The organism is Elusimicrobium simillimum (assembly GCF_049639735.1).
Lineage (GTDB): Bacteria > Elusimicrobiota > Elusimicrobia > Elusimicrobiales > Elusimicrobiaceae > Elusimicrobium > Elusimicrobium simillimum.
In genome coordinates this window covers 187,812-211,079 of the sequence record NZ_JBEVVA010000003.1, presented here as the reverse complement: position 1 = coordinate 211,079, position 23,268 = coordinate 187,812, and the positions used below count along the sequence as shown (strand labels likewise).

The window sequence follows — 23,268 nt, the reverse complement described above, 5'->3', positions numbered from 1 at the left end:
GTGAAAGTGAATTTCATAAGATTTTGAGTAAAATTTGGCTTTTCTCTTTTTCAGCACACTTGGTGCGGGCAACACGGTGGGTGTGGTGGAAAAGAGAAAAGCCAAATTTTGCCAAAAGCTGACGAAATTCCATTCCGCTGATTGAAAGCTGAGTGAACGAAGTGAGCGACACAGCCGGGACGCGAAGCGAAAAAATCTTTTAAAACAAAAGCCCGGCCACATGGCCGGGCTTTTATTTTTAAATTACGGTTGTTTTACCATTGGTAGTTTGTCGGGCTGGGTTTGCGTGGGTTTTACTTCAACCTCGCCTACTATAAGCGCCGGGGCGATTATGGCGTAGGGGTATTTGTTAACAATATTTGTAACGCGCATTTTGTCGCCGGCGTAAATAATGTCGCGCAGCGAGCGGGTGTTTAAGTTATTAAATACCGCGCCGTACACGGGCTCTTCTCTCCCGTCGGCCGTGTAAACCCTATATAATACAGAAGATGAATTGCCCTCTGACTTTAAGCAGTATTCAAGCTCCTGCTTGGCGCACTCCTGCATAAACAAGGCTTTCATTTCAGCTTCCGGCACCGTTGTCTCAGCTTCAAAAAACAAATTGCTTACGCCGGCGGACGGGGTGCGCACGTCTCTGGCATGGCCGTTGGAAACCTTTTGCCCCTTAATTAAACTTCTTGTTGTAAGCAGGTCCGTAAGTTTACCGTGTTTTACAAGCTCTACCTTTTTGGCGGGGGCGCCCTCTTCGTCCATTTTATAATAGCCGGCTAAGGTTTTGCCGTTGTATTCCTTAAGCAGCGGGTCGTCGGTTACGTTAAAAAAGCTGCTTATTACCCTAAGGCCTTTTTTGTCTGCAAACTCACCCACTTTGTTGCCGCCGCGCTCATACCAGGTTGTTTTTGTATTGCTGGCGGCCGGTACAAAGACATTGTCCAAAAAGTCTGCTCCCGCGCCTTTGGCATACCATACCGGGCCGATATAGCTGTCTATTTTTTTAGCTTTTTTAAGCGCGGCCGTTTTGGCGGCAAAAGCCTCAACTTCCTCTTTAAGCTCTTCTAATTGCGGCACGTCTTTTACGCTCATATATGTTCTGCTTAAAGATTCGCTTAGTTTAAAACCATTTTCTGTTTGTAACTCTGTGGTTACGTCAAAGTAAACTATTACCGGGTTTCTGTAATAAAAGCTGCCCTCGCTGTCTAAATAATAATTTTGGTAATTATCATAGTTTATAAAAACTACAAATTTATCTAAATCGGGATATTTTAAGCCTATTTTAGACAGTTCTTTTACCGCGTTTTCAAAATATTCGTGAGAAAAAACTTCTTTATTTGTGTCTTCTCTTATAACGTTTTTGGGCACAGGGGAAAAATCGTCCAAATCATCTTCCATATTCCTTTGTTGCTTATAAGCTTCTTTCCTGGACAATTGATCAAGAGACTGCTTGTAAGCGGCCTCAGACGCCTGCCAAAAAGAATCTCTTATCAAATTATACCCGGCGCCCGCGGAGTACCATATAGTATTGTATTGAAAATAGTTTGGGCTATAGCCGTAGCCGGTATTATCATTTTTTTTGTCGCCCACGCGCATATTCACATACCCTCTCTGCTTGGCGCCGCCCGTGTCACGCAGTAAAGCACCTAAAGAAGCGCCTAGAGAATACTGGTAGCGGTCCTCTAAGTTATAGGTAATAAAATAAGGCTTTTTTAAACCTTTCATATGCAGGCCTTTTTTGTTCCTGTTCATTTCGTCCTGCATGGCTTTAACCGCTGTGTCATAATCTAATGCGAATATGTTTAAAGGTAAGGCTAAGAGTAAAGCAAATATAATATTTTTCATAGTTATTTAGCCTCCACGGGGTTAGGTAAAATAGGCAGCTTTTGGGCAGATTTGTTCACCTTTTCCACTTCAAGTTCGCCAATAAGTATACTGGGGGAAACGGCAGACACAGGCACCCAACCGGACTCCGCCCCGCAATTGCCGTTAAATACTTCAACATCATCAGCCGCGCCCAGTATTTTGCTAAAACTGGTAAGCGGCGTACCTACAATATCCACCCCGCGCACAATCTCGTCCGCGCGGCCATCCGGGTAAACCCGGTAAACCAGCAGCGGGGTTACCTTAAAACTTTGTGGATTATTACGGTCTATCATAGTAAATCCGCCGGAAATATCCTCTATTATAAGGCCGTAAGGTTTATTTTGTTTTTTAATTTCGTCCTTAAGCATTTGTTTAAGAGTGTCGAATGGCACGGGGTTCTGGGCCTCTACAATTGTATTACCCATACGCGATACCGCGCGGGACCCTATTTCTTTTCTGCCATGTCCGTTGGAGTTTTTAAAGTTTTTTATAGGACTTCTGCCCATAAGAAAACCCTTTAATACGCCGTGCTCTATTATAGCCGCCTTTTGGGCTTTTACCCCCTCATCATCATATGTATAAAACCCTCTTAAAGGCGTGCCGTTGTAGTGGGACAGAGACGGGTCGTCATAAACGCTTATTATGGGCGATACTACCTGCTCTCCAACTTTACTGGTAAAGGTTTGTCCGAAAGACTCGCTCTTCTGCCTATGCCCCTCCACTCTATGCCCTAAAATTTCATGGAAAAACACACCGCTGGCGCGGTTTTTGAGTATGACGGGCCCTGTAAAAGGCTCTACCACAGGGGCATTTTGCAAGGCTTGCAAATGTCCTATATCTTTCAAAATATCCTTTTCCACTTGCTCAACCGCGGGCATGTCCGCCATAGCAAACCCGTTGTAGGCGTTATACCTACTCAGTTCCATACCGTCTTCATTGCGGGTGTTAAGCGTGTAAGAAAGCCTGATCATATCGCGCCCTTCCACTATGCTCACGCCCTCGCTGGTTACAATATATTTATTAGTGGTTGTATAGTCAAAAGAAACATAACTGTCCAGTAAAAATGGGTATTTTGTCATAATGGCGGAATACTTTTTAAGTTCTTCTTTAAGCGCGGCGCGGTCTAGTTTTTCGGCTTTTTTTACCGGGGCGTAGTATTTAACGGGTTTTGGCGCGGCGGAAAAATCGTCAGAATCGTCCTTGCTTGCCGCTGTAACGCCATCGTTAGTTTTTACCTTTAAAAACTGGTCCTGCGCTTTTTGCGCCTCTTCCTGCGTGGCACGCCACATTATATTTTTAAGTGCGGCGGGGTCGTTTTCCACAGGCACCATGTAATTACGCAGGCTAAGAGTATCTTCGTAATCATCTTTAAACTCATGGGTATTGTCTAGCTTGCGGCTGCCGGCGCGGGCGTCCACATTAAGAGTTCTGTCATGAATAGCGCGCTCGCTTGCCAAATCACCCAAAGACGCGCTGGCGGAGTAGGAATCTCTGTCCTCTATATAATAGGACATATAGTATATTGCGGGGTTTTGCTTGCGTAAAACCTTAAAATTTCGGTTAAGTTCTGCCGTCATAGTGTCGACGAGCACATCCTGCCCTATACAAACTGTGGATAAGGCCATTAAAAATATAACTAAAAATTTTTTCATAAAATCTCCGTTTATGGTGTACAAGCAATTACTTTTTAGTATATAATATAAGAGAGATAAAAGGAAAATTAAAAGAAAAGAGAGGAAATACACTATGGCGTTTAGTTTTATGCCCAAGACGACGGAGTTTTTTGATTTGTTTGACGAGCAGGCCGCGAACTTAGTACAAGGTTCACGGCTTTTTTTAGAAATAGTTAACAGTTCTAAATTTGAAGCGGTATCGGCGGAAAGAATGCACGCCCTTGAACATAAAGGCGACGAAATTAACCACAAAATTATCCGCACGCTTAACGAGACGTTTGTTTCACCCTTTGACAGAGAAGACGTTATGGCTTTTGCCGGCAATATGGACAATATTATAGACGGCATGTACATGATAACCAAGCGTTTGTCCATCTACCACATAAAAGAAGCTACACCTGAACTTAAACAGTACGCTTTGCTTTTTGAAAAATGCACTCTTATACTGCAAAAAGCTGTTAAAGAGCTTCGCCACTCAACCAAAAAAATGAAAGAAATTTTAAGATACTGCGTGGAAATCAACAGCCTTGAAAACGAGGGCGACGCCATAAGAGACAACGCTTTAGGCGCACTTTTTGAAAACGCCACAGACCCTATCCTAGTAATAAAATGGAAAGAAATTTACGAAGCCGCGGAAACTATCACAGACATGTGTGAAGCCGTGGCGAACACCATTGAAGCTATTTTAGTCAAAAACAACTAGGCGGTGCCGTTATGACTATTTTAGGCGTTTGGATAGTATTCCTTATTATATTGGCGCTGTTTTTTGATTACCTTAACGGGTTTCATGACGCTGCCAATTCTATAGCAACTATTGTTGCCACGCGTGTTTTGTCGCCCAGTTTAGCTGTTGTTTGGGCGGCTTTTTTTAATTTCATCGCGTTTTTATTTTTTGGCACATTGGTCGCCAGCACAATAGGCAAAGGTATTGTTAATATAGAGGTAATAGACTCTTTCATAATATTCGGCGCGCTTATGGGCGCTTGCATATGGAACCTTATTACCTGGTTTTTGGGGCTGCCTACCAGCTCCTCACACGCACTTATAGGCGGGCTTATTGGCTCGGCCATAGTAAAAGCGGGCACGGGTTCTTTGGTTAAATCCGGCATTATAAAAACAGTAGCTTTTATAGTGGTGTCCCCGGTGCTTGGCATGCTTTTAAGTACGCTTATGGGCGTTATTGTTTTTCATATTTTTAAGAGAAGCAACCCCCACAGGGTGGACGCCTGGTTTAGAAAGGGACAGCTGCTTTCAGCCGCGGCCTACAGTTTAGGCCATGGCGGTAACGACGCTCAAAAAACTATGGGTATTATAACCGGCCTTTTATTTAGCGCGGGTTGGCTTACAGGTGAGTTTCACGTGCCCTTCTGGGTCGTTCTGCCCTGTCAGGCCGCTATAGCGCTGGGCACACTCAGCGGCGGCTGGAGAATTGTAAAAACTATGGGCAATAAAATTACCCGTTTACGCCCGGTAGACGGCTTTTGCGCCGAAACCGGCGCGGCTATTTCATTATTCTTCTCCTCTTTTATGGGTATACCGGTAAGCACAACGCACACCATTACAGGCGGTATTGTTGGCGTGGGTATGCTTAGAAGAATGTCAGCGGTACGCTGGGGCGTGGCGGGCAGGATAGTGTGGGCCTGGGTAATTACAATACCCGCGGCGGCCATAATATCCGCCCTTTCATATTACGCCGCAATCTGCGTAACAAAAATGTTTTAAACAGTAAATAAAAAACCCGCCAAGCTTAGCTTGGCGGGTTTTTTATTTGTACAATTAGTATATGGGCTTAACGGAAAATAAGATTTTTAGCGTGACCGAAATCTCTCTGGCTATTAAAGAAATGCTGGAGGGGGTATTGGCTGATGTGCGTATAGAGGGCGAGATAAGCGGCCTGAAAAAAGCGTCCAGCGGGCATATTTATTTTGATATTAAAGACGAAAACGCTCTTATTTCCGCCGTACTCTTCAAAGGCTACGCCAGATACACCGCAGACCTTAAAGACGGGTTAAAAGTGCTGGTGCGGGGCGACCTTTCCTGCTATATCAAGCAGGGCCGTTACCAGGTTATAGTTAAATCTATAGTGCCTGTAAGCACCGGGGATTTATATTTAGAATTTGAAAGACTTAAACAAAAGTTAGCGGCCGAAGGCCTGTTTGACCAGGCCCGCAAACGCCCGCTGCCCGAGCATTCTTCTATAATAGGCGTAGTAACGTCCCCCACCGGGGCGGCGTTCCAGGATATTTTAAGCGTGCTTAAAAGGCGCAGCCCAAATGTAAACGTTATACTCTCACCCACTCTTGTGCAGGGCGCCGGCGCGGGCAAACAAATAGCCGAAGCTATAAAAAAATTAAACAAACTAAAACCCCGCCCCGATGTAATTTTAGTAGGGCGCGGCGGCGGCAGTATGGAAGACCTGTGGTGCTTTAACGAGGAAGTTGTGGCTCGCGCCATAGCGGCATCTAAGGCGCCTATAATTTCCTGCGTGGGGCATGAGACTGATTTTACCATAGCTGATTTTGTGGCGGATTTACGCGCGCCCACGCCAAGCGCGGCGGCGGAGATTGTGGTGCAAAACTCGGCCTCCGTCAAAGAATACCTGGGCCAGCTGGCCAGGCGGCTTGCGCAGAATACCAACATAATGTGCCTGCGCGCGCAAAATAGAATTAGCTACGCTCTGGCATCACCGTTTTTTAAAAACCCAGCTGATGTTCTTGCCCGCAAAGAGCAGGATATAGACATTTTGTCAGATGCCTTAAACAACGCTTACGCTATTAAACAAAAAGATTTTGCGCATAAGCTAAATGTGCTTACGCATAAACTTGAAGCGCTTAACCCCTCCGCCATATTAAAAAGAGGTTTTAGTATTGTAAGAAAAGACGGCGTTTTGGTACGCAGCGTAAGCCAGGTTAATAACGGAGATATTTTAGAAGTGCAGGTAGCAGACGGTAAATTTAATACGGAGAAAAAGAATGCATAAATTTCCTTTAATCAAATATATTTCTATTTTGTCTATAGTTGAAGCGGTTATTTTAGTGGCTATAGTTTTGGCCGGGGTTGTTTTTAACGCGCTTAGTATGAATTTATTTTTTGTGCTTATTATCGGCGTAATGGTTATCACTGTAATCACAACAGCTTTTATTGTTTTTAAAGCGGTACAGGTAAAGAATGAAGTAGCGTCCTGGCCGTCAGAGCAATGCAAAGTTATTGATGTGCAAAAGAAAGGTTTTAAATATATTATAAATGTGGAAGACAAAAAAACAAATTCCGTTTTTACCAGCCTGCCCATTATGTTTAACCCGGCTAAGGCCATAGAAAACGATAATATGTTAACCGTTTACATCAACCCGCGTAACCCGCTGGACTATTTTGTAGACGTTACCAAATACGCGCCTAAGAGGTAGAATGAAAAAATATTCAATAATGACGCCGCTAAAAAGTTTTTTATTTTTAATGGCCGCGATAATAACTTTTTGCATTTGGTTTGCTAACTCTAACGGGACAGATTTAACCAAAGCGTCGCCCATGATGCTGGCCGTGGCCATAGTGGTGCTTGTTATGCTGGCAGTGCCGGCGGCGGTATTTTTTAAAAATATTTTGCGCACATTAGCCGCCAATAAAAAACTGGCAACATGGCAGGCGCATGAGGGTCAAATTTTAAAAGTAGAAGACGCGCCGTCCGCTTATATAACGCTGTACTATTTAGAAGTATCTCTTGGTAAAACCAGCAGTGAACGTGTGCAAAGCCCAAAGTTTTCTTTTGACCCAAAAGAGTATTTGGGGGATAAAAAAATAACTGTATACATTAACCCAAAAAACCAAAAGGATTATTTTGTAGACACCAGGCAAATTTTTGAACGCGCGGGCAGAACGCCGTTTGTAAGTTGAGGATATTATGAAAGAATTAACATTTGAAGCAAAACTGAAAAGGCTTGAAAAAATAGTGGCTGATTTAGAGGCGGAAAAAACAGGTTTAGACAACTCCGTAGTATTATTTGAAGAAGGTATAAAACTGGCCAAAGATTTATCGTCATCACTTAAAGAAATTAAATTTAAAGTAAGCGTACTAAAAGAAGAAAACGGCGAGCTTTTTGCCGCGCCCATAGAAGAGGACAACTAATGGCCGAGAAAAAGCCCAGGCTGGATATGGAACTGGTGGCGCAGGGGTTTTTTGACTCGCGCACGCGTGCGCAGGCCAGCATTATGGCCGGCGAAGTTATGGTCAACGGCCAGGTGCAGTACGGCGCGGACTATAAAGTAAAACCAGAGGATATTTTGACGCTTAAAGAAAAATCCTGTCCATACGTTTCGCGCGGCGGCCTAAAATTAGAACACGCTTTAAAAGAATTTAAAATAGATGTAGCGGGTAAAATATGCGTGGACATCGGTGTGGCAACAGGCGGGTTTAGCCATTGCTTTTTAAAGTTTGGCGCAAAAAAAGTTTACGGCGTTGACGTAGGCAAAGGCCAGCTGGCAAGTGAAATAACTAAATTTGAAAATTTTATTTTTAAACCTAATACAAACGCGCGTTTTATGACGCCCGATATGTTTGAAGATAAATTTGACGTAGCGGCGGTGGACGTATCTTTTATTTCACTAAAAATGATTTTAGAGCCACTGCTTAAATGTATGGCGCCGCAAAGTGATGTTATACTACTTATAAAACCGCAGTTTGAACTAACGCCAAAACAAGTGCCCGGCGGCATTGTAAAGACAGACGAAAACCGCCAGCTTGCCATAAAATCCGTACAAGATTTTTTTAACGAAAACCTGGCGGCAAAGTATAACGCCCACGGCAAAGAACTCATAGAAAGCCCCATAAAAGGCACCCACGGAAATATAGAATATCTATGGCATATAGTTGTGGGCAAATAAAATAAGCCTAAAATATATCTTTTAAAAACCCGTAGGGGCGGAGCTAGTCTCCGCCCGCTGTTACCTAACAATTTATGGTTTTAAAATTGTAGATGTCTACGTCGCGCCGTTGACGGCGCTCCTCAACATGACTTAATTTATTAACAGCACATTCCCCCTCACCTGCTTTGCCGCAAGCGCTTTGCGCTAAACAGCGCGGCAAAACTTCCTCTCCCCAAAAGGGGCGAGGAAATAAAACAAATGCTGTAAAAATGTTGTTATAAGTACATTTTAAACCGCTGATGAAACTCAAGCGAACGCAGAGAGCAGCGCATCTGGAACGCAAAGCGTAAAAAAGGGGCCCCGAAGATTTGAGATTAGTTTGCGTTTTTATTTTTTTGGCACACTTGGCGCGAGGAACCCAAAGGGCGGACGGGGTGTGTCGAAGAAATAAAAACGCAAAACAACTCAAAGATTTGGGGATAAAAAAGAGAGCCAAAAGGCTCTCTTTTTTTACTCTTTAAATCCTATGCAGCAGTTGCCTAGCATGCATGCGGGGCAGGTTGGTTTACTATGTGTAAATTTTACAGCCTCTAATATACTTTTGGCAAAGTTGGTAAGCGACGGGTCACGCGCGCCCATTACCATAATAACGTCGCCGGGTTTGGCTTCTTCTTCAATCACGGCGGCAATATCTTCGCGGCAAGGGTCAAAGTAAACATTGGTTAAGCCTTTGCCTACCGCGCCGTCGTAAACGCTTTTGGCTGTAACCCCCTCGGGTATAGTACCGCCGGGGTAATAGGCTTCGGTCAGCCAAAATTTATCTTGCGGCCTGAGCGTAACAGCCAGCATATCAACAAACTCGTCTTTAAGAAGTTTAATTGAAGCAAAAGCGTGCGGCTGAAAATAGGCAAACACTCTTGCTCCCCTTAACTGCGCGGCCTTTAAAGCGGCGCCAAGTTTGTGCGGGTTGTGGGCGAAATCGTCTATAACTTCAATATCATTATGTTTGCCAATACTGTTAAAGCGGCGGTAAACGCCTTTATAATTTTTCAACGCTTCGGCGGCAACGTGCAAGGGCACGCTAAGCTCTTTTGCCACGGCAATGGCGGCAACGGCGTTTTGCACATTGTAGCGGCCGGGGATATTAAGCGTAAATTTTTGATCTTCCACATAAAAAGTAGTGCCAAAGCCGTCCATCTCAAGATTTACGGCCCTTACGTCGCCGTGTTCTAAACCGAATGTTTTGTATCCGTTAAAAATATCTTTAAGCTCAGGCTCGTCCGCGTTATATAAAAACGAGTTGCATTGTTTGGCAAATGTGGTAAAAAAGCCTCTCAAAACGTCCAGCTCTTTGTGGTCTTTTTGTATATTTAAACAAACGCCCACTTCAGGTGAGTATTTTACTAAAGAACCGTCACTTTCGTCGGCCTCTATAATAAGCAAATTGCCCGCGCCCTTATATACATTGCCAAAAAAACCTTTGTCTTGCAGTGATAACAGCGTAGCGCCGGTAATAACTGACGGGCTCATATCCGCCGCCATTAAAATATCAAACAGCATAGCGGTAGTCGTACTTTTTCCGCTGGTGCCGGATATTGCTATAGTTTTATTTTTGGCTACGTGACTCGCCAAAAGTTCCGAACGGTGCATAAGATTTATGCCAAGACTTTGCGCTTTAACAAGTTCGGGATTGTCTGATTCTATGGCTGAGGAAACTACAACAAGCTCGGTTGTTTCATCTATCCCGCTGCCGTCTTGCGGGAAAATAACCGCGCCCAAATCGCGCAGCGCTTTAAAAACCGGTAAATCAACCATGCCTTTATTTATAAGCCTGTCAGAACCTGTAACAATGTCGCCGCCCATGGCGTGCAGCTGCGCTAACGCGCTCATGCCTATGCCGCCTATGCCTATAAAATGTATTTTCATTAACTAAAACTCCGTGGTTGGGTAAGGGTAAATTATTTTGTTTCTATATAATCTTTCATGCTGTAAAAGCCGGGCTTTTGTTTAACCAGCCAGGCGGAAACCAGTACCGCGCTCTCGGCAAACAAAGCCCTTTTTTTAGCAACATGCGATAAAGTGATTTCTTCGTAATCTGAGGATAACACCAATGTATGAGTGCCAACAATTTCGCCTTCTCTTATAGCTTTAATATCCTGTACGGGAAAGCCCAGCTCCGCCGCTATAGCTTTAGCGGTGCCTGAGGGCGCGTCTTTTTTATGAATGTGGTGTATTTCTTCAAGGTGCCTGTCATAGCCCGCAAAAAGTTTTTGCGCGTACGCCAAAACCTCCGTAAACATATACACACCTATGCTTACATTGGGGGAGAAGAAAACGGGAATATCTTTGGTTTGCTGCAGTTCGCGCACAAAATCTTCCGGCAAATTAGTGGTGCCTGTCAAATACGCCGCGCCGGCGGCCTTTGCTACTTTAAAAGATTCAGCGGCGCCTTCAGGCAAAGAAAAATCTATAACAATGTCAAAGCTGCCTTTAACATCTTGACCTTCTTCTCTTAAAACGGAAATTTCTAAGCCAAGCTGCGGGTTTTTTGTAATAATGTCCGCGATCATGGCCCCCATTTTGCCTTTGGCGCCGTTGATTAAAACTTTCTTCATTGCGTAAGACCTGACGTTACAATATACTCCACAATCTGCGCGCCGTTAAGCGCCGCGCCTTTTAAAATATTATCCATTGTGGTAAACAAATGTATAACTTTTTTGTTTTGCATATCGGGCCTTAAACGGCAGACAAAAACTTCGTTCTTGCCGGAAATTTCTTTAGGCGTAAAAATATTTTCACCGTATACTATGCCGGGGTAAGTGCTTAAAAGTTCTTTAACTTCAAGCATATTAAAATCTTCTTCCGCCCTAAGCGTAACGCCCAAACTGTGCCCGTTGTCCACATAAACGCGCACTGTGTGCGGGTAAACGGCCAGATCAGGCCTGTTGAGGATTTTTCTGGCTTCCAAAACTGTTTTTAATTCCTCGCTGGAGTAACCTGTGTCCAAAATAGAACCTATTTTAGGCACGCAGTTTTTGTGGTAAATAGAAGACGGGTCCGCGCCCTCGGCAATTAACTTTTTACCGCCGCCGCTAAGCGCCTGGTATGAGCAAAAAAAGAGTTCGTTTATTTTATACTTTTTGCCAAGAGCGTCAAGTATCATAACAAGCGGGGTAACCGTACAGTTGGGGCTTGCTATAAGTTTGGTTTCTTTGGTTATTGTTGTGGGGTTAATTTCAGGTATAACTAAAGGCACGCCGTCTTTTTGCCTGTATTCGCTGGACATATCCACAATAAACTTGGCTTTGCCCTCAAGCTGCTCAACCAATTTTACGCTGTCGGCGTTATCTGTGCATAAAACCGCTATGTCCATATCGGTCAGAGCGTCTTGCCTGGTAAATTCTTTTATTTCTATATTTTGCACTCTTGTAAGACATTTTCTTAAAGTCTGCCCTACTATGCCGTTAATCCCTATTATGCCTACTGTTGTTTTCATTTAATTACCGTCCCTACGTCGCCAGTTTTATAATAAACAATTTTTATCGCCACGTTTTTATCTTTTGCCAATTTTACGGCGTCCGGGTGCAGAATGTTGGCGCCTTCCATGGCAAGTTTATACATTACGTCAAAGTCAATTAAATCTAATTTTTCAGCGTCTTCAAATTTGTTAGGGTCTTTATTGTAAACGCCTGTCACGTCTTTTATCATTTCCACGCTTTGGCCGCCAAGCTGGCTGGCTAAAAATACGGCCGACACGTCTGACCCGCCGCGTTTAAGGGTGGTAATTTCTTTATGTTCGCCAATGCCCTGGAAGCCGGCCACTATCGGCACATTGCCTGCGGAAACTTCTTTAAAAAGCCTGTCGCTTTTAAGCGCCAAAATATCGGCGCCGCTGTGCTGTGATGTTGTTACTAAACCTATTTGGGAACCTGTCAGCGAAACAGAATTTACGCCGCGCGCCCTTAACGCTATGGAAAGTAACGCCACGCTTATACGCTCGCCCGTTGTTATTAACATATCCAACTCGCGCTTGTCCGGGTTTTCGGCTAAGCTAAAAGCGTTGTCCAGCAAAATGTCCGTCATATTACCGTTGGCGGACGCTACTATTACCGGGTGTAGCCCGGCGTCAATTCTATTTTTAATAAGGTCTACCGCTAAGAGTATTTTTTCTTTATTGGCAAGTGTGTTTCCGCCGAATTTTAAGACTACAACATTGTTGTCCATATTTAAAAGTTCCTGTATTTATATTTTAAGTAAAAATCTTTTATCCGCGCCGGCAAGCACGGCGTCAATTTTCTTTTTAGTTTCCGCGCTTAAAGGGCCCAAGGGCAGTCTTACGTTTTCTTTACAAAAGCCCAGTTTGCTTAAAATATATTTGGAGCAGGTGGGGTTTGTCTCATAGTAACAGGCGGTTATAAGGGGGTAGGCCTCGGCAAAGGTTTTAAATGGTTCTTTGCCTTTAAAAATATCTACAAAAACCTGCGGTATGCAATTGGACGCGGCGGAAATTATGCCTTTGGCGTTAAGCGCCAGCATTTGCGGGAAAAGGTCGTCATTGCCGCAGATAATATCTATTTTATTAGAAAGCTCCACCGCTTCCTGCGTTATATGGTTAATGTCGTAGTCAGACTCTTTTATACCTTTAATTTGAGGTATACGCTGGGCTATTTCAGCCAGTACTTTAACGGGCACTTTAAGGCCTGTTCTGCCGGGGATATGGTATAAAATTATAGGCTTATCAAGCTCCGCCACTTGGCGGAAGTGCTCGTAAAGCCCCGTGGGGTTAGGTTTATTGTAATACGGGGTTACAATCAAAAACGCTTCGGGGTTAAATTCTAAAAATTCTTTAGCGGCGGCAACTGTGGCGGCTGTACTGTTTGAACCAACGCCTATTACTATTTTGGCGCGGCCGGCTATAACGTGTTTGGCAAATTTTACAATTTCAATTTTTTCTTCTTTGGTAAGGCAGGGGGTCTCGGCCGTTGTGCCTAACAGCACAAAGCCCGCCACGCCGCAGTTAAGGTTGGCGGTTATTATTTTTTCTAACGCGGGAAAATCTATATTCCCCTCCTGCGTAAAAGGTGTTATAAGCGCACAGTATACTCCGTCAAACATATTGCCCTCCCCTTTCATATAAACATCATATGGACATTTTAAAATATTTTAGCATTTTCAATCAGATAAATTTGATAAACTTTTAGTATATCCTTTTGACATTATTAAGGGCATGGAGATTATATGGGAACAGAAACAGAAAACATAAACCAGGAAATTTTTGAAACAAATCCTAACCCCGGGGAGCAGCCGCAGGAACAGACCGCCACACCCCCGCAAGAACCCGCGCCGGTACTCCCGCAGCCCGAGCAGCCCAAAGCCAAAAAGCTTTCTATGCGCGGCACAAACTGGCTTAGCGTATTTGTGCTTTTATTTTTTGTGTCCTCTTTAAGCGGCCTTTATATTATTTTTTCAGGCGGCGTGCAAGGCGGCAAAAAAGCAAAAGTTCAAAAAACCGCCCAGCTGCCGGCTTTTAGCAATATGGCCGCCACCGCTAAGAAAAACGAACCCGGCGTAGCCGTAATTAAAATTAAAGGCGCTATTATGGAGTCTTCGTCTTCTTCATGGAGAGACACCTCCGCCAGCGCCATTGCCAAAAGAATACGCGACACGGCAGACAAAGACAATGTAAAAGCCATTATCATAGACATTAACTCCCCCGGCGGCACGGTAGCCGCCGTGCAGGACATTTACAACGCTATTTTATACGCCAGAAATAAAAAAGGCAAAAAAGTAGTCGCACTATTTAGAGACGTAGCCGCAAGCGGCGGTTTCTACATAGCCATGGCGGCGGATAAAATAGTAGCGCAGCCGGGCACAATCACAGGTTCTATAGGCGTAATTATGCAGACAAGCAACTTTGAGGGCCTTATGGGTAAAGTGGGGGTGCAATTTTCTTCCATAAAATCCGGCCAGCATAAAGACATAGGTTCACCCTACCGCCCCATGACGCAGGAAGAAAGAACCCTTGTGCAAGAAATGATAGACGACTCTTACAACCAGTTCTTAGACGCCGTTAAACAAGGCCGCCCCAATATTAACCCCATGGAACTTAAAGTATACGCAGACGGGCGTGTTTTTACCGGCAGAAAAGCGTTTAGCATAGGCCTTATCGACGCGCTGGGCGGAGAGAGTGAGGCTCTTGATATCGTAAGAGACTTAGCGGGCAACAAAAGCCTTAAAATACTCAGCAATAAGCCTGACACATTTAGAGAGTGGTTTTTCTCTTTTGACCCGGAAATGTCTTCAAGAGATTTAACCCGCCAGCTGGAATCAATGGCGTCACCCAAAATGGCGTATTTGTGGACGATGTAGGGGATTATATGAGTTCAATATACTCAAGTATCTTAAAACTTTTTAATTCCCAAGAGGAATTTTTAAAGGAAACAGTGGCAAGCCGCTCTATGGGGCTGGGCATGCTGGGGTATGTTATGGGCGCTTTTTGCGTAACTTTTTACGCTAATTTTTACAGCGGCGCCAGCGTACTTTCCTTTGTAGCGCAATTTTTTGTCTATTTAGCTGCAATGATTGTGCTGAGCCTGGTTTTTGCCTCTATAACCCAGTTATTTTTGGACCTTATAGCAAGAGAAGGCAACGCCCCCGGGCTGTTTGCGCTTATAGGCATAAGCGAGTTTGCTAAAGTACTGCTTATAGCGGGGCTTTTGATGACAGGCGCGGTAAAAAACGGCGCGGCCTTAGCCTCTGTAGTGGCGGTGGTAACTTTCATATTCCAGTTAGTATTTTTAACTGTTATGATATCCCGCGCTTACACAATGCCTAAAGGCCTTGTACTGCTGTCTTTTGTTATAACTATGGTACCCGCCGTTATGGCGTGCGTACTCATGTTTATAACAGCCGCCGCAGGCATAGTAGCCCTAATAATGGGCCTGGCAGCATAAAAAGTTTAACAAAAAAGCCCCGGGCAACCGCCCGGGGCTTTTTTATAAATAAATACCGTTTCCGTTCCCTCAGCGAAGCGAAAGGGCCCGCTGAAATAAATAAGTGCCGTATCTTTCCTTTAACATATAAGTGCCTTTGACCTGCCCCGCAATTAAGGAGAGGCCAACATCATAAAGTTTTTAAGGGCATTTTTTGAATTCTGTCTGAGTAAAAAATTTATAAGGTTGCAGTACTACAGCAAAATTTTTTACGAGTTATTCAAAAACCCTTAAAAGCACCTTGCTCGACCACGGCGGGGCGAGGTTTTTGCTTACTTTTTTACGATAAAAAAAGTAAGTCGCGCTCAAAGCGCGAAACTATTTACAAACCAACACCCATATACTAGCAGGCAAAATCTCCACTTTAATATTATCCCCGGTGCTCTGCTTAGGCTCACCGTCCACGTGATAAAAAACGGGGCCCCTGGTAAAAACCTCGGTATTCTTAACACGTATCACAACCGTAGGGTTAAAAGGCCTGAAGTCAGAATTAAAAAACGACGGCAGCCCAAGCAAAAGGCTAAATTTATTTTTATCCAGCACTTGCACCATATCAAGCAGCCCGTCCGTCAAACTGGCCTTTGGCGCTATTTTAAAATTAGTGCCGTACTGGCGGCCGTTAGCAAACACAAGCGTAAGCGGGGCTATTTCTATTTCGTGCCCCTCGGTTACCACTTTTACTTTTTTGGGTTTATAGCTAAATACTATTTTGGCGCCAAGTTTAAAGTATGGCCAAATTCCTCTTTTGCCATGCGTGGCAAAAGCATGCGCAATATCGGCCTCTATACCTATGCCCGCCACATTTATAAAAAGTTCGCCGTTAATGCGGCCCATGTCGGAATGTATTTTTTTAGCTGTTTGCAACTGCTTTAAAGCGCGTTCACTGTTTAAATTCATGCCTATTTCACGGGCAAAACCGTTGCCCGAACCCCTGGGGATTATGCCAAGCGCAGTGTTTGTGCCATAAAGCCCTTTTGCAACTTCATTTATAGTGCCGTCGCCACCGCACGCTATCACGCTGTCCTCCACTGCAGCAGCTGCCGCCGCGGCAAGCTCCGTCGCGTGGCCTGCGCGCTCCGTAAATTTTATTTCCGCCTGCGGAAAATATTTTTGGACTAAAGAGGCAAAAGCCTTAGCGTCTTTTTTGGCGCCGCTGTTGGGGTTAATAATAAAAATCATAATTTTTTAATTTCCTTTATCCCGTATTTAGCTATAGACTCGCCTATAATCTCTGTCCTTATAAACCCTATGCCGCCGCTTACTAACCTGCCGCCTACGGCGGCCAGGAAAAACATAAAAAGCGCGTGTAAAACTAAATTAAGCACCCCTGTCATAGACCCCGCGTCCACCGTCATAGGCCCGTATTGAGTGGTAACGGACATTTGCACCGGCGCAACCACTTTTATAGGCGCTTGCCCCTCTACAAAAACTTTAAACATTGCGATTGTGGCGAAAAAAAACATTAAAAGCCCGACACAAACCAAAAAATACCCTATTATTTTATTCATATAAATAATCCTCAGCAAAAATTTTACCAAAAATGCGGTTTCCCGTCCAAAAGAGTATCTCATATTTTGTATACTTTAAGTATATACATTTTATTGATTTTTAAGAGGTTTTATGAACAGCAAAGATATAAGAGAATCCTACCTACAGTTTTTTAAATCTAAAGACTGCACTATAGTGCCGTCCAGCTCTCTCATACCTGAAGCTGACCCTACACTGCTGTTTACCTCCGCCGGCATGGTGCAGTTTAAAGCAAATTTTTTAGGTTTAGATAAAAGTTTAAAACGCGCCGTTTCCTGCCAAAAATGCGTGAGAACCACAGACATCGACTCCGTCGGCTTTACCAACCGCCATTTGACGTTTTTTGAAATGCTTGGCAACTTTTCCTTCGGCGATTATTTTAAAGAAGAAGCCATTGCCTGGGCCTGGGAATATTTGACAGTAACGCTTAAAATGCCAAAAGAAAAACTTTTTGCCAGCATTTACAAAGGCGGCATTGCCCAGCGTGACGAAGAGGCCTATAATATTTGGCTAAAATACGTAGACAAAGACCGCATTTTTGAACTTGGCGAGAAAGACAATTTTTGGACCATGGGCCCCACAGGCCCGTGCGGCCCGTGCTCTGAGATTTACTTTGATTTCGGCGACAAAGGCTGTACAAATAAAAACTGCGATATTACGTGCGACTGCGGCAGATACGTGGAAATATGGAACATAGTTTTTACACAATTTGACCGTAAAGAAGACGGCAAAATTGTACCCTTAGCGCAGAAAAACATTGATACCGGCATGGGCTTTGAACGCCTGACAATGGCTATGCAGGGCACCAAAAGTTTATACGAAACAGACTTGTTTTCCCCTCTCACAGACGCCGCCAAAAAAATACTTAATATTAAAGGCGACACTAAAGAAGAAACCGCAACCTTGCGCATAGTGGCGGACCACGCGCGAAGCTCCAGCTTTCTTATAGCGGAGGGCATTTTACCCGCTAACGACGGCCGCGGTTATATTTTACGCCGCTTAGTGCGCCGCGCGTTAAGATACGGCAAAATGGCGGGCGCCAAAGGCCCTTTTTTATACAATCTTGTTGATATTGTGGACCGTGAGTTTGGCGATGTTTACCCTGAAATAAGAAACAACAAAGACTACATTAAACAAGTAATAAAAACGGAAGAAGAATCTTTCTTTAAAACGCTTGAAAACGGTGAGGAAAAACTGGAAGAAATTTTGAAACGCAACCCAAAAATTGTAACGGGTGAAGAAGCGTTTTACCTGTACGAAACATACGGGTTCCCGGTAGAGCTTACCAAAGAAATAGCGGGCCTTAAAGGCATTGGCATTGACGAAGCTAAATTTGAAGAAGCCAAAAAAGCCGCGCGGGATAAAAGCCGCTCTTACGCAGATGAATTTGCCAAAGAAAAATTGGTTGTTTTGCAGCGCCTTGAAGTAGCGTACAAAAATACTTTTGTGGGTTATGACACATTGTCAACAAAAGCTGTTATCCTTGGCCTGCTTAATGATAAATTTGAAACCGTAGACACATTGGACGGCAGCGGTTACTGCGTGCTGGACAAAACGCCTTTTTACGCCACAGGCGGCGGGCAAATAGGCGATAAAGGCACAATAGCTTCTACTGAATTCTCCGCTAAAGTTACCGCCACAGAGCGCCCTTTGGGGTCCATAATTTTACATTCAATAACAACCAACGGCCCGTTATCCGTAGGCGATAATGTTATTGCGGAAGTAGACCTGCTTAACAGGCGCAAAACGGCCGCTAACCATACGTCCATCCATTTAGTTAATGAGGCCTTGCACCAGGTACTTGGCAAAGGCGTACACCAAGCAGGGTCTTTCGTCTCCGACGAAGTTTTCCGCTTTGACTACACCACACCAAAGGCGCCTACACCGGAACAGTTAAAAGAAGTTTTTGCCATTGCCAATACCGCTGTGCAAGACGCGCACCAGGTATCTTGCGAGCTGCGCCCGCTGTCCGACGCCGCTAAATTTGGCGCGGTAACATTGGTTGGAGAAAAGTATGCGGACCCGGCACGCTTTGTGCTTGTGGGCGGTGATTTTGAGAGTACAGACCTAAAATACAGCTTAGAGCTTTGCGGCGGCACACACGTACAGAATACGGCTGAAATTATGACAATTTTACTGTTAAAAGAATCCGCCCTGTCAGCGGGTGTGCGCCGCATTGAGGGCGTGGCGGGCCTTAGCGCTATAGAATACCTTAACGCTATGCGCGCCATTGTTGATGACTTGGCTAAAACCTACACCGTCCCAGCAACCGAAGTAGGCGCCAGAGTAAACGCCTCTATGGAAGAATTAAAAGCGGCTAAAAAAGAGATAACCGCTTTAAGACAAAAAATGTTAACCGGCGGGTCAGCCTCCACCACTACCGAAGAAACTTTAAAAGACGGCAGCAAATTGGTGGCCTTTTACGCCGAAGGCGCAAGCCCCAAGGAGCTGCGCTCTATAGCAGACAACCTTAGCCATAAGCATAAAGATTCCGTAGTGCTAATTGCTGTGGACGATAACGGCAAACGCTCATTTGTAGTTAAAAAAGCGGGCGCCTCCACCGCCGACGCCTGCGGCCTGGCCAAAAGTTTGGCCGAGGACCTGGGCGGCAGAGCCGGCGGCAAAGACGACTTTGCGCAAGGCGGCTGCCAGATAATAGACTGGAAAGAATTTTTAAACAAAGCCAAAGACATTCTTTCTTAATTAATAAATTAAACAAAACCCCCCGCCCCGCATAGTTTGCGGCGGCGGGGTTTTTATTTTAAATGTAATGCTATAGTGCAGCAATTTGGCGACAGCGGGCGGAGACAAGCTCCGCCCCTACAAATTGTTTTTATAATGTAGGTTCTCACGCCCGTCTTCGCTTTGCTACAACGCAGCTCAGAATGACATTATTTATATAACAGCACATATTGTGTACATCACCCTCACCTGCTCGCTACGCTCACTTCCTCTCCCCTAAGAGGGAGAGGAAATAAAATTAGTGCCGTTTCCGTTCCCTAAGCAAAGCGAAAGGGCCCGCTGAAATAAATAGGTGCCGTATCTTTCCTTTAACATATAAGTGCCCTTATCCTGCCCCGCAGTCAAGGAGAGGCAATATATAAAGTTTTTAAGGGTATTTTTTGAATTCTGTTTGAGTAAAAAATTTATAGGTTGCCGTACTACAGCAAAATTTTTTACGAGTTATTCAAAAACCCTTAAAACACCTTGCTCGACCACGGCGGGGCGAGATTTTTGCCTACTTTTTTACGATAAAAAAAGTAGGTCGCGCTCAAAGCGCGAAACTACCCCTCCCCCGTGGAGTGAAAACAAATAAAAAAGTAAGCAAAATAGGCCCTTTTTGGGCCTTGGGTTTAAGCTAATTTAGCTTATAATAGAATATAAGGAAACACCCAGAAAATGGATAAAAACCATATCGAGCCCTTAGGCTTTAGTTTCCTTATAAATGTTTTAGTTTAGTAGTTTATGGGAGCTATTAAACGCGCACGTGAGGACGTGCTAAAAGGTTTAAGGGGATGGCTAAAAGCTCATCCCCTTATTTTATTCCTTATTCCAAAAAAACAAGCTTCCATATTTGGATAAATAGCAAACAGTCTACTCTTTTATTCTTCTATTTTTAAATTCTACAACCCCAGCGCGGGGGCTGCGTCCTGCATGGCTTTTAATGATATTTCGGCAAACTTTTCAAAAGGTATGCCTATGCGTTCGCACTCTAATATTTTATCTCTGCTGACGCCGGCGGCAAAACGCAGTTCTTTCATTCTTTTGGCAATAGATTTTACTTTGACTGAAGACACTTTTTTGTCCGGGTAAATTAAAGCGATGGCGGTAATAAAGCCGCTGATAGTTTCTCCGGCGCAAAGCGCGTGGTCAAACATTGTGGAGCGTTCTTTTCCTTGCGCTTCAGCGTTGTGCATTTCTATAGCGTCAATTATATCACTATCCACCTTGCCCTCTAAAATTGGGCGTGCTTTAAAACCATGCTCGTTCATATTACCCGCTGTTATTTCTACGTCTATATCATGCAACAGTCCCGCCATTGCCCACATATATTCGTCTTGGCCAAGTTCTTTTGCAAGCGCGCACAAAATAGCCTCGGACGCTAAAGAATGTTTTATCATGGCGTCGCTTTTTACATATTCTTTTAGTAAATTTAAAGCCTCTTCTTTACTTATCATGCCGTCTCCTAATTTTTGTAGAATAGTAGTATGAATACATCTTACAAAAAATCTAACTTCGGCCCGGCGTTTTTCTTTTTAAATGAAGAACAGAAGGAAGCCTTGGCGGATATTTACGCCTTTTGCCGTACGGTAGATGATATTGCAGATGAGCCCTCCTCCAACCCCAAAGGGGAATTAGCCGGCTGGCGTGAGGAAATAGACAAAATTTTTTCAGACCAAAAACCATTTTCAGAACTTGCCAAAGCCTTGCAGCGCCACGCTGTTAAATTTAACCTCAGCAAAGAAAATTTTACCCTGCTTATAGACGGCATGGAAATGGACCTTGATAGGACAGAGTACAAAACATTTGAAGACCTTGAAAAATATATGTACCGTGTGGCCGTAGTAGTGGGCCTTATGTGCTGTGAGGTAATGGGGTTAAGAAAAGAAGAAATTTTAGACTACGCAACCAACCTTGGCTACGCCGTACAGCTTACTAATATTATAAGAGACGTTTACTCTGACATAGAACTGGGCCGTGTTTACTTGCCGGAAGAAGATATGCAAAAATACGGTATTTTAAGCATAGATTTGCAAACCAAAAACACCGCCGCGCTGGCGCCCATCCTCTCCTACGAGGGGGAAAAAGCAAAAGAATTTTTTAACAAAGCAAAAGCGCTGTTTCCTAAACAATATAAAAAACAATTGCTTGCCGCCAAGGCCATGGGCGCTTTGTACGAGGCTATACTTAATAAAATAGCTAATAGAAAATATGTCTTTACAGAAAAAGTATCCCTTAGTAAAATAGAGAAAACATTTGTTATTATCAAGGAACTTGTGAAATGAGAATTTTTTGTACGCTTGCTTTGGTAACGGGGCTTAGCTGCGCGGTATACGCGCAGTATTCTTCCGCGCAAGTGTGTATAGAAACAGGTAAATCTTTATTTCAACAATCCAAAATTACCGAGGCCGAAAAAGTTTTTAAAGACTGCTACGCCATGGAACCTAAAAATACGGACGTGCTTATCAGTTTAGCCGGCCTTGCGCTGCTGCAAAATAATAATGCCCAGGCTAAAATTTATTTTGAGGCCGCCGTCGCGCTTTTACCTTTAACTTCGCCGTACAACGCCTATTGTTATTCACGCCTTGGCGATATTTACTTTAAAGAGCAAAACTATAATAAAGCCAAAGAAAATTACGAAAAATCTTTAAAATTTAATTATTCTAACGTTAACTCTATAATAGGCTACTCCGTAGTGTTGGAGTACCAGGGTGATTTAACAGGCGCCGCCAAAGGGTACAAAACCGCCCTTTCAGTGGAGCCTTACAACCCCATAGCCAGAGAAAACTACCGCAGGCTTGAGCCTATAATTTTCAGTAAAGAAGATTTTTTAGAAGCATTAAAAGTAAGAAACGCCATTAACCCAGACACCACCGAAGTTACTAAAGCAGACGTAGACCTGTTTAGAAAAATACACCGCGCCGAGCAAAGCATGGGCGTGGAATATTTGCAGGACAAATATAAAAGAAAAGTACCCCAGGGCCTGATTGTAGAGACCGGCACAGGCACGCCGGAGCTGCGCCTTATGCTCTCACTAAAAGGCTATAACGAAGTCATCCGCCTTATGAGTATGGAGGCGGCAAAATTCTTTCAAGAATCCGGCATAAAAAGTAACGAAGTTTACAAACTGAGAGATTTAAACGGCCGCGAAGTTTTTGACCAACGCGCCGTACTTACCGACGAGGGTATTGCCGTATACTCCAAAGCGCTTGAGGGTAAAAAAGCTTTTATCCTGCCGACCGAACCTATCCCCGCCGTAGCCCAAGAGGCCGACGCTTACGCCAAACAACTTTTAGAGCTTGGTTATACGGAAGTCTCGCCAAAAGAATATACTTATGTTAAAGAAGAGTCCAAATGTTCCGACGCTACTTTAAAATACAGAATGGAAGTTAAAACTTTAACCGCGCCAAGGCTGCGCTATTTTGTATACACACCCAAATCGCACGACCAAATAAGTATGCCCAAGGTTATACCATATAACCTTGTTATGCATTACAGAGAGCTTACCTCAGACAACCCGCAAACCGTAAGAGTGTACACATCATTCTTCGGCGAGAAACAAGCCAATTCCCCAACGGTATGCGACAACCGCGGGGAATATATAGGCATGTAAAAAGTATTTTCTACAGCACTATCCTTTA

The 23,268-nt window shown here is 44.0% G+C and carries 22 protein-coding genes; 12 read left to right on the top strand and 10 right to left on the bottom strand.

Going from position 1 to position 23,268, the window contains the following annotated elements:
* Positions 1 to 243: 243 nt before the first annotated feature.
* Together AAIR98_RS01645 and AAIR98_RS01640 are read right to left on the bottom strand one after the other, a co-directional pair.
* Complete coding sequence (locus AAIR98_RS01645) at positions 244 to 1,836, bottom strand: metallopeptidase TldD-related protein (protein WP_423970508.1); 1,593 nt, start codon at positions 1,834 to 1,836, stop codon at positions 244 to 246.
* A gap of 2 nt (positions 1,837 to 1,838) precedes the next feature.
* Complete coding sequence (locus tag AAIR98_RS01640; protein ID WP_423970507.1) at positions 1,839 to 3,509, bottom strand: TldD/PmbA family protein; 1,671 nt, start codon at positions 3,507 to 3,509, stop codon at positions 1,839 to 1,841.
* Between the two features lie 94 nt (positions 3,510 to 3,603).
* Between AAIR98_RS01640 and AAIR98_RS01635 the strand changes: the two genes are divergently transcribed.
* The 7 genes from AAIR98_RS01635 to AAIR98_RS01605 all read left to right on the top strand — a co-directional run bounded on the left by AAIR98_RS01635 (position 3,604) and on the right by AAIR98_RS01605 (position 8,405).
* Positions 3,604 to 4,233 (top strand): DUF47 domain-containing protein, encoded by a 630-nt coding sequence (locus AAIR98_RS01635; RefSeq protein WP_423970506.1) that lies wholly within the window; start codon positions 3,604 to 3,606, stop codon positions 4,231 to 4,233.
* Between the two features lie 11 nt (positions 4,234 to 4,244).
* The gene (locus AAIR98_RS01630; RefSeq protein ID WP_423970505.1) at positions 4,245 to 5,252 is read left to right on the top strand and encodes an inorganic phosphate transporter; all 1,008 of its coding nucleotides are present in this window, start codon (positions 4,245 to 4,247) and stop codon (positions 5,250 to 5,252) included.
* A gap of 61 nt (positions 5,253 to 5,313) precedes the next feature.
* Entirely contained in the window at positions 5,314 to 6,510 is a 1,197-nt protein-coding gene (gene xseA / locus AAIR98_RS01625) for an exodeoxyribonuclease VII large subunit (RefSeq protein WP_423970504.1), read from the top strand.
* Entirely contained in the window at positions 6,503 to 6,934 is a 432-nt protein-coding gene (locus AAIR98_RS01620) for a hypothetical protein (RefSeq protein WP_423970503.1), read from the top strand. Before xseA ends, AAIR98_RS01620 begins: the two co-directional genes overlap by 8 nt.
* A gap of 1 nt (position 6,935) precedes the next feature.
* A complete protein-coding gene (locus AAIR98_RS01615) occupies positions 6,936 to 7,418 on the top strand; it encodes a hypothetical protein (RefSeq protein ID WP_423970502.1) in 483 nt (160 codons plus the stop codon).
* Positions 7,419 to 7,425: 7 nt separating this feature from the next.
* Positions 7,426 to 7,650 carry an exodeoxyribonuclease VII small subunit gene (gene xseB / locus AAIR98_RS01610; protein ID WP_423970501.1) on the top strand — a complete coding sequence of 75 codons (225 nt, stop codon included), beginning with the start codon at positions 7,426 to 7,428 and terminating at the stop codon, positions 7,648 to 7,650.
* Positions 7,650 to 8,405, top strand: a complete 756-nt coding sequence (locus AAIR98_RS01605; RefSeq protein WP_423970500.1) for a TlyA family RNA methyltransferase — start codon at positions 7,650 to 7,652, stop codon at positions 8,403 to 8,405. The genes xseB and AAIR98_RS01605 overlap by 1 nt, the downstream gene beginning before the upstream one ends.
* Positions 8,406 to 8,897: 492 nt before the next feature.
* Here the strand turns inward: AAIR98_RS01605 and AAIR98_RS01600 are convergent, their stop codons facing one another.
* From AAIR98_RS01600 to dapA, 5 genes are read right to left on the bottom strand one after another with little or no spacing between them, the layout of a single operon-like run.
* Positions 8,898 to 10,313 carry a UDP-N-acetylmuramate--L-alanine ligase gene (locus AAIR98_RS01600; RefSeq protein ID WP_423970499.1) on the bottom strand — a complete coding sequence of 472 codons (1,416 nt, stop codon included), beginning with the start codon at positions 10,311 to 10,313 and terminating at the stop codon, positions 8,898 to 8,900.
* A gap of 32 nt (positions 10,314 to 10,345) precedes the next feature.
* Complete coding sequence (locus AAIR98_RS01595; RefSeq protein ID WP_423970498.1) at positions 10,346 to 11,002, bottom strand: 4-hydroxy-tetrahydrodipicolinate reductase; 657 nt, start codon at positions 11,000 to 11,002, stop codon at positions 10,346 to 10,348.
* Positions 10,999 to 11,883: an aspartate-semialdehyde dehydrogenase gene (locus AAIR98_RS01590; RefSeq protein ID WP_423970497.1), complete on the bottom strand. Its 885-nt coding sequence runs from the start codon at positions 11,881 to 11,883 to the stop codon at positions 10,999 to 11,001. The genes AAIR98_RS01595 and AAIR98_RS01590 overlap by 4 nt, the downstream gene beginning before the upstream one ends.
* Positions 11,880 to 12,611 (bottom strand): amino acid kinase family protein, encoded by a 732-nt coding sequence (locus AAIR98_RS01585; RefSeq protein WP_423970496.1) that lies wholly within the window; start codon positions 12,609 to 12,611, stop codon positions 11,880 to 11,882. The genes AAIR98_RS01590 and AAIR98_RS01585 overlap by 4 nt, the downstream gene beginning before the upstream one ends.
* Before the next feature lie 18 nt (positions 12,612 to 12,629).
* A complete protein-coding gene (dapA, locus tag AAIR98_RS01580) occupies positions 12,630 to 13,502 on the bottom strand; it encodes a 4-hydroxy-tetrahydrodipicolinate synthase (protein ID WP_423970495.1) in 873 nt (290 codons plus the stop codon).
* A 123-nt stretch (positions 13,503 to 13,625) separates the two neighbouring features.
* Between dapA and sppA the strand changes: the two genes are divergently transcribed.
* Both sppA and AAIR98_RS01570 read left to right on the top strand, forming a co-directional pair.
* Positions 13,626 to 14,756 carry a signal peptide peptidase SppA gene (gene sppA / locus AAIR98_RS01575; RefSeq protein WP_423970494.1) on the top strand — a complete coding sequence of 377 codons (1,131 nt, stop codon included), beginning with the start codon at positions 13,626 to 13,628 and terminating at the stop codon, positions 14,754 to 14,756.
* Positions 14,757 to 14,764: 8 nt separating this feature from the next.
* The gene (locus AAIR98_RS01570; RefSeq protein ID WP_423970493.1) at positions 14,765 to 15,340 is read left to right on the top strand and encodes a hypothetical protein; all 576 of its coding nucleotides are present in this window, start codon (positions 14,765 to 14,767) and stop codon (positions 15,338 to 15,340) included.
* 357 nt (positions 15,341 to 15,697) lie between these two features.
* Here the strand turns inward: AAIR98_RS01570 and AAIR98_RS01565 are convergent, their stop codons facing one another.
* On the bottom strand, positions 15,698 to 16,558 hold the full coding sequence (locus AAIR98_RS01565) for a diacylglycerol/lipid kinase family protein (protein WP_423970492.1): 861 nt from the start codon (positions 16,556 to 16,558) through the stop codon (positions 15,698 to 15,700).
* Complete coding sequence (locus tag AAIR98_RS01560; RefSeq protein ID WP_423970491.1) at positions 16,555 to 16,887, bottom strand: hypothetical protein; 333 nt, start codon at positions 16,885 to 16,887, stop codon at positions 16,555 to 16,557. The genes AAIR98_RS01565 and AAIR98_RS01560 overlap by 4 nt, the downstream gene beginning before the upstream one ends.
* Before the next feature lie 112 nt (positions 16,888 to 16,999).
* Here AAIR98_RS01560 and alaS point away from each other — a divergent pair, with 112 nt between their 5' ends.
* Positions 17,000 to 19,609 (top strand): alanine--tRNA ligase, encoded by a 2,610-nt coding sequence (gene alaS / locus AAIR98_RS01555; protein WP_423970490.1) that lies wholly within the window; start codon positions 17,000 to 17,002, stop codon positions 19,607 to 19,609.
* A gap of 920 nt (positions 19,610 to 20,529) precedes the next feature.
* Here alaS and AAIR98_RS01550 read toward each other — a convergent pair.
* Positions 20,530 to 21,084, bottom strand: coding sequence for an HDIG domain-containing metalloprotein (locus tag AAIR98_RS01550; protein ID WP_423970489.1), 555 nt, complete (start codon positions 21,082 to 21,084; stop codon positions 20,530 to 20,532).
* A 30-nt stretch (positions 21,085 to 21,114) separates the two neighbouring features.
* Here AAIR98_RS01550 and AAIR98_RS01545 point away from each other — a divergent pair, with 30 nt between their 5' ends.
* Positions 21,115 to 21,912 (top strand): phytoene/squalene synthase family protein, encoded by a 798-nt coding sequence (locus tag AAIR98_RS01545; RefSeq protein WP_423970488.1) that lies wholly within the window; start codon positions 21,115 to 21,117, stop codon positions 21,910 to 21,912.
* Entirely contained in the window at positions 21,909 to 23,240 is a 1,332-nt protein-coding gene (locus tag AAIR98_RS01540) for a tetratricopeptide repeat protein (RefSeq protein ID WP_423970487.1), read from the top strand. Before AAIR98_RS01545 ends, AAIR98_RS01540 begins: the two co-directional genes overlap by 4 nt.
* Positions 23,241 to 23,268: the final 28 nt, after the last annotated feature.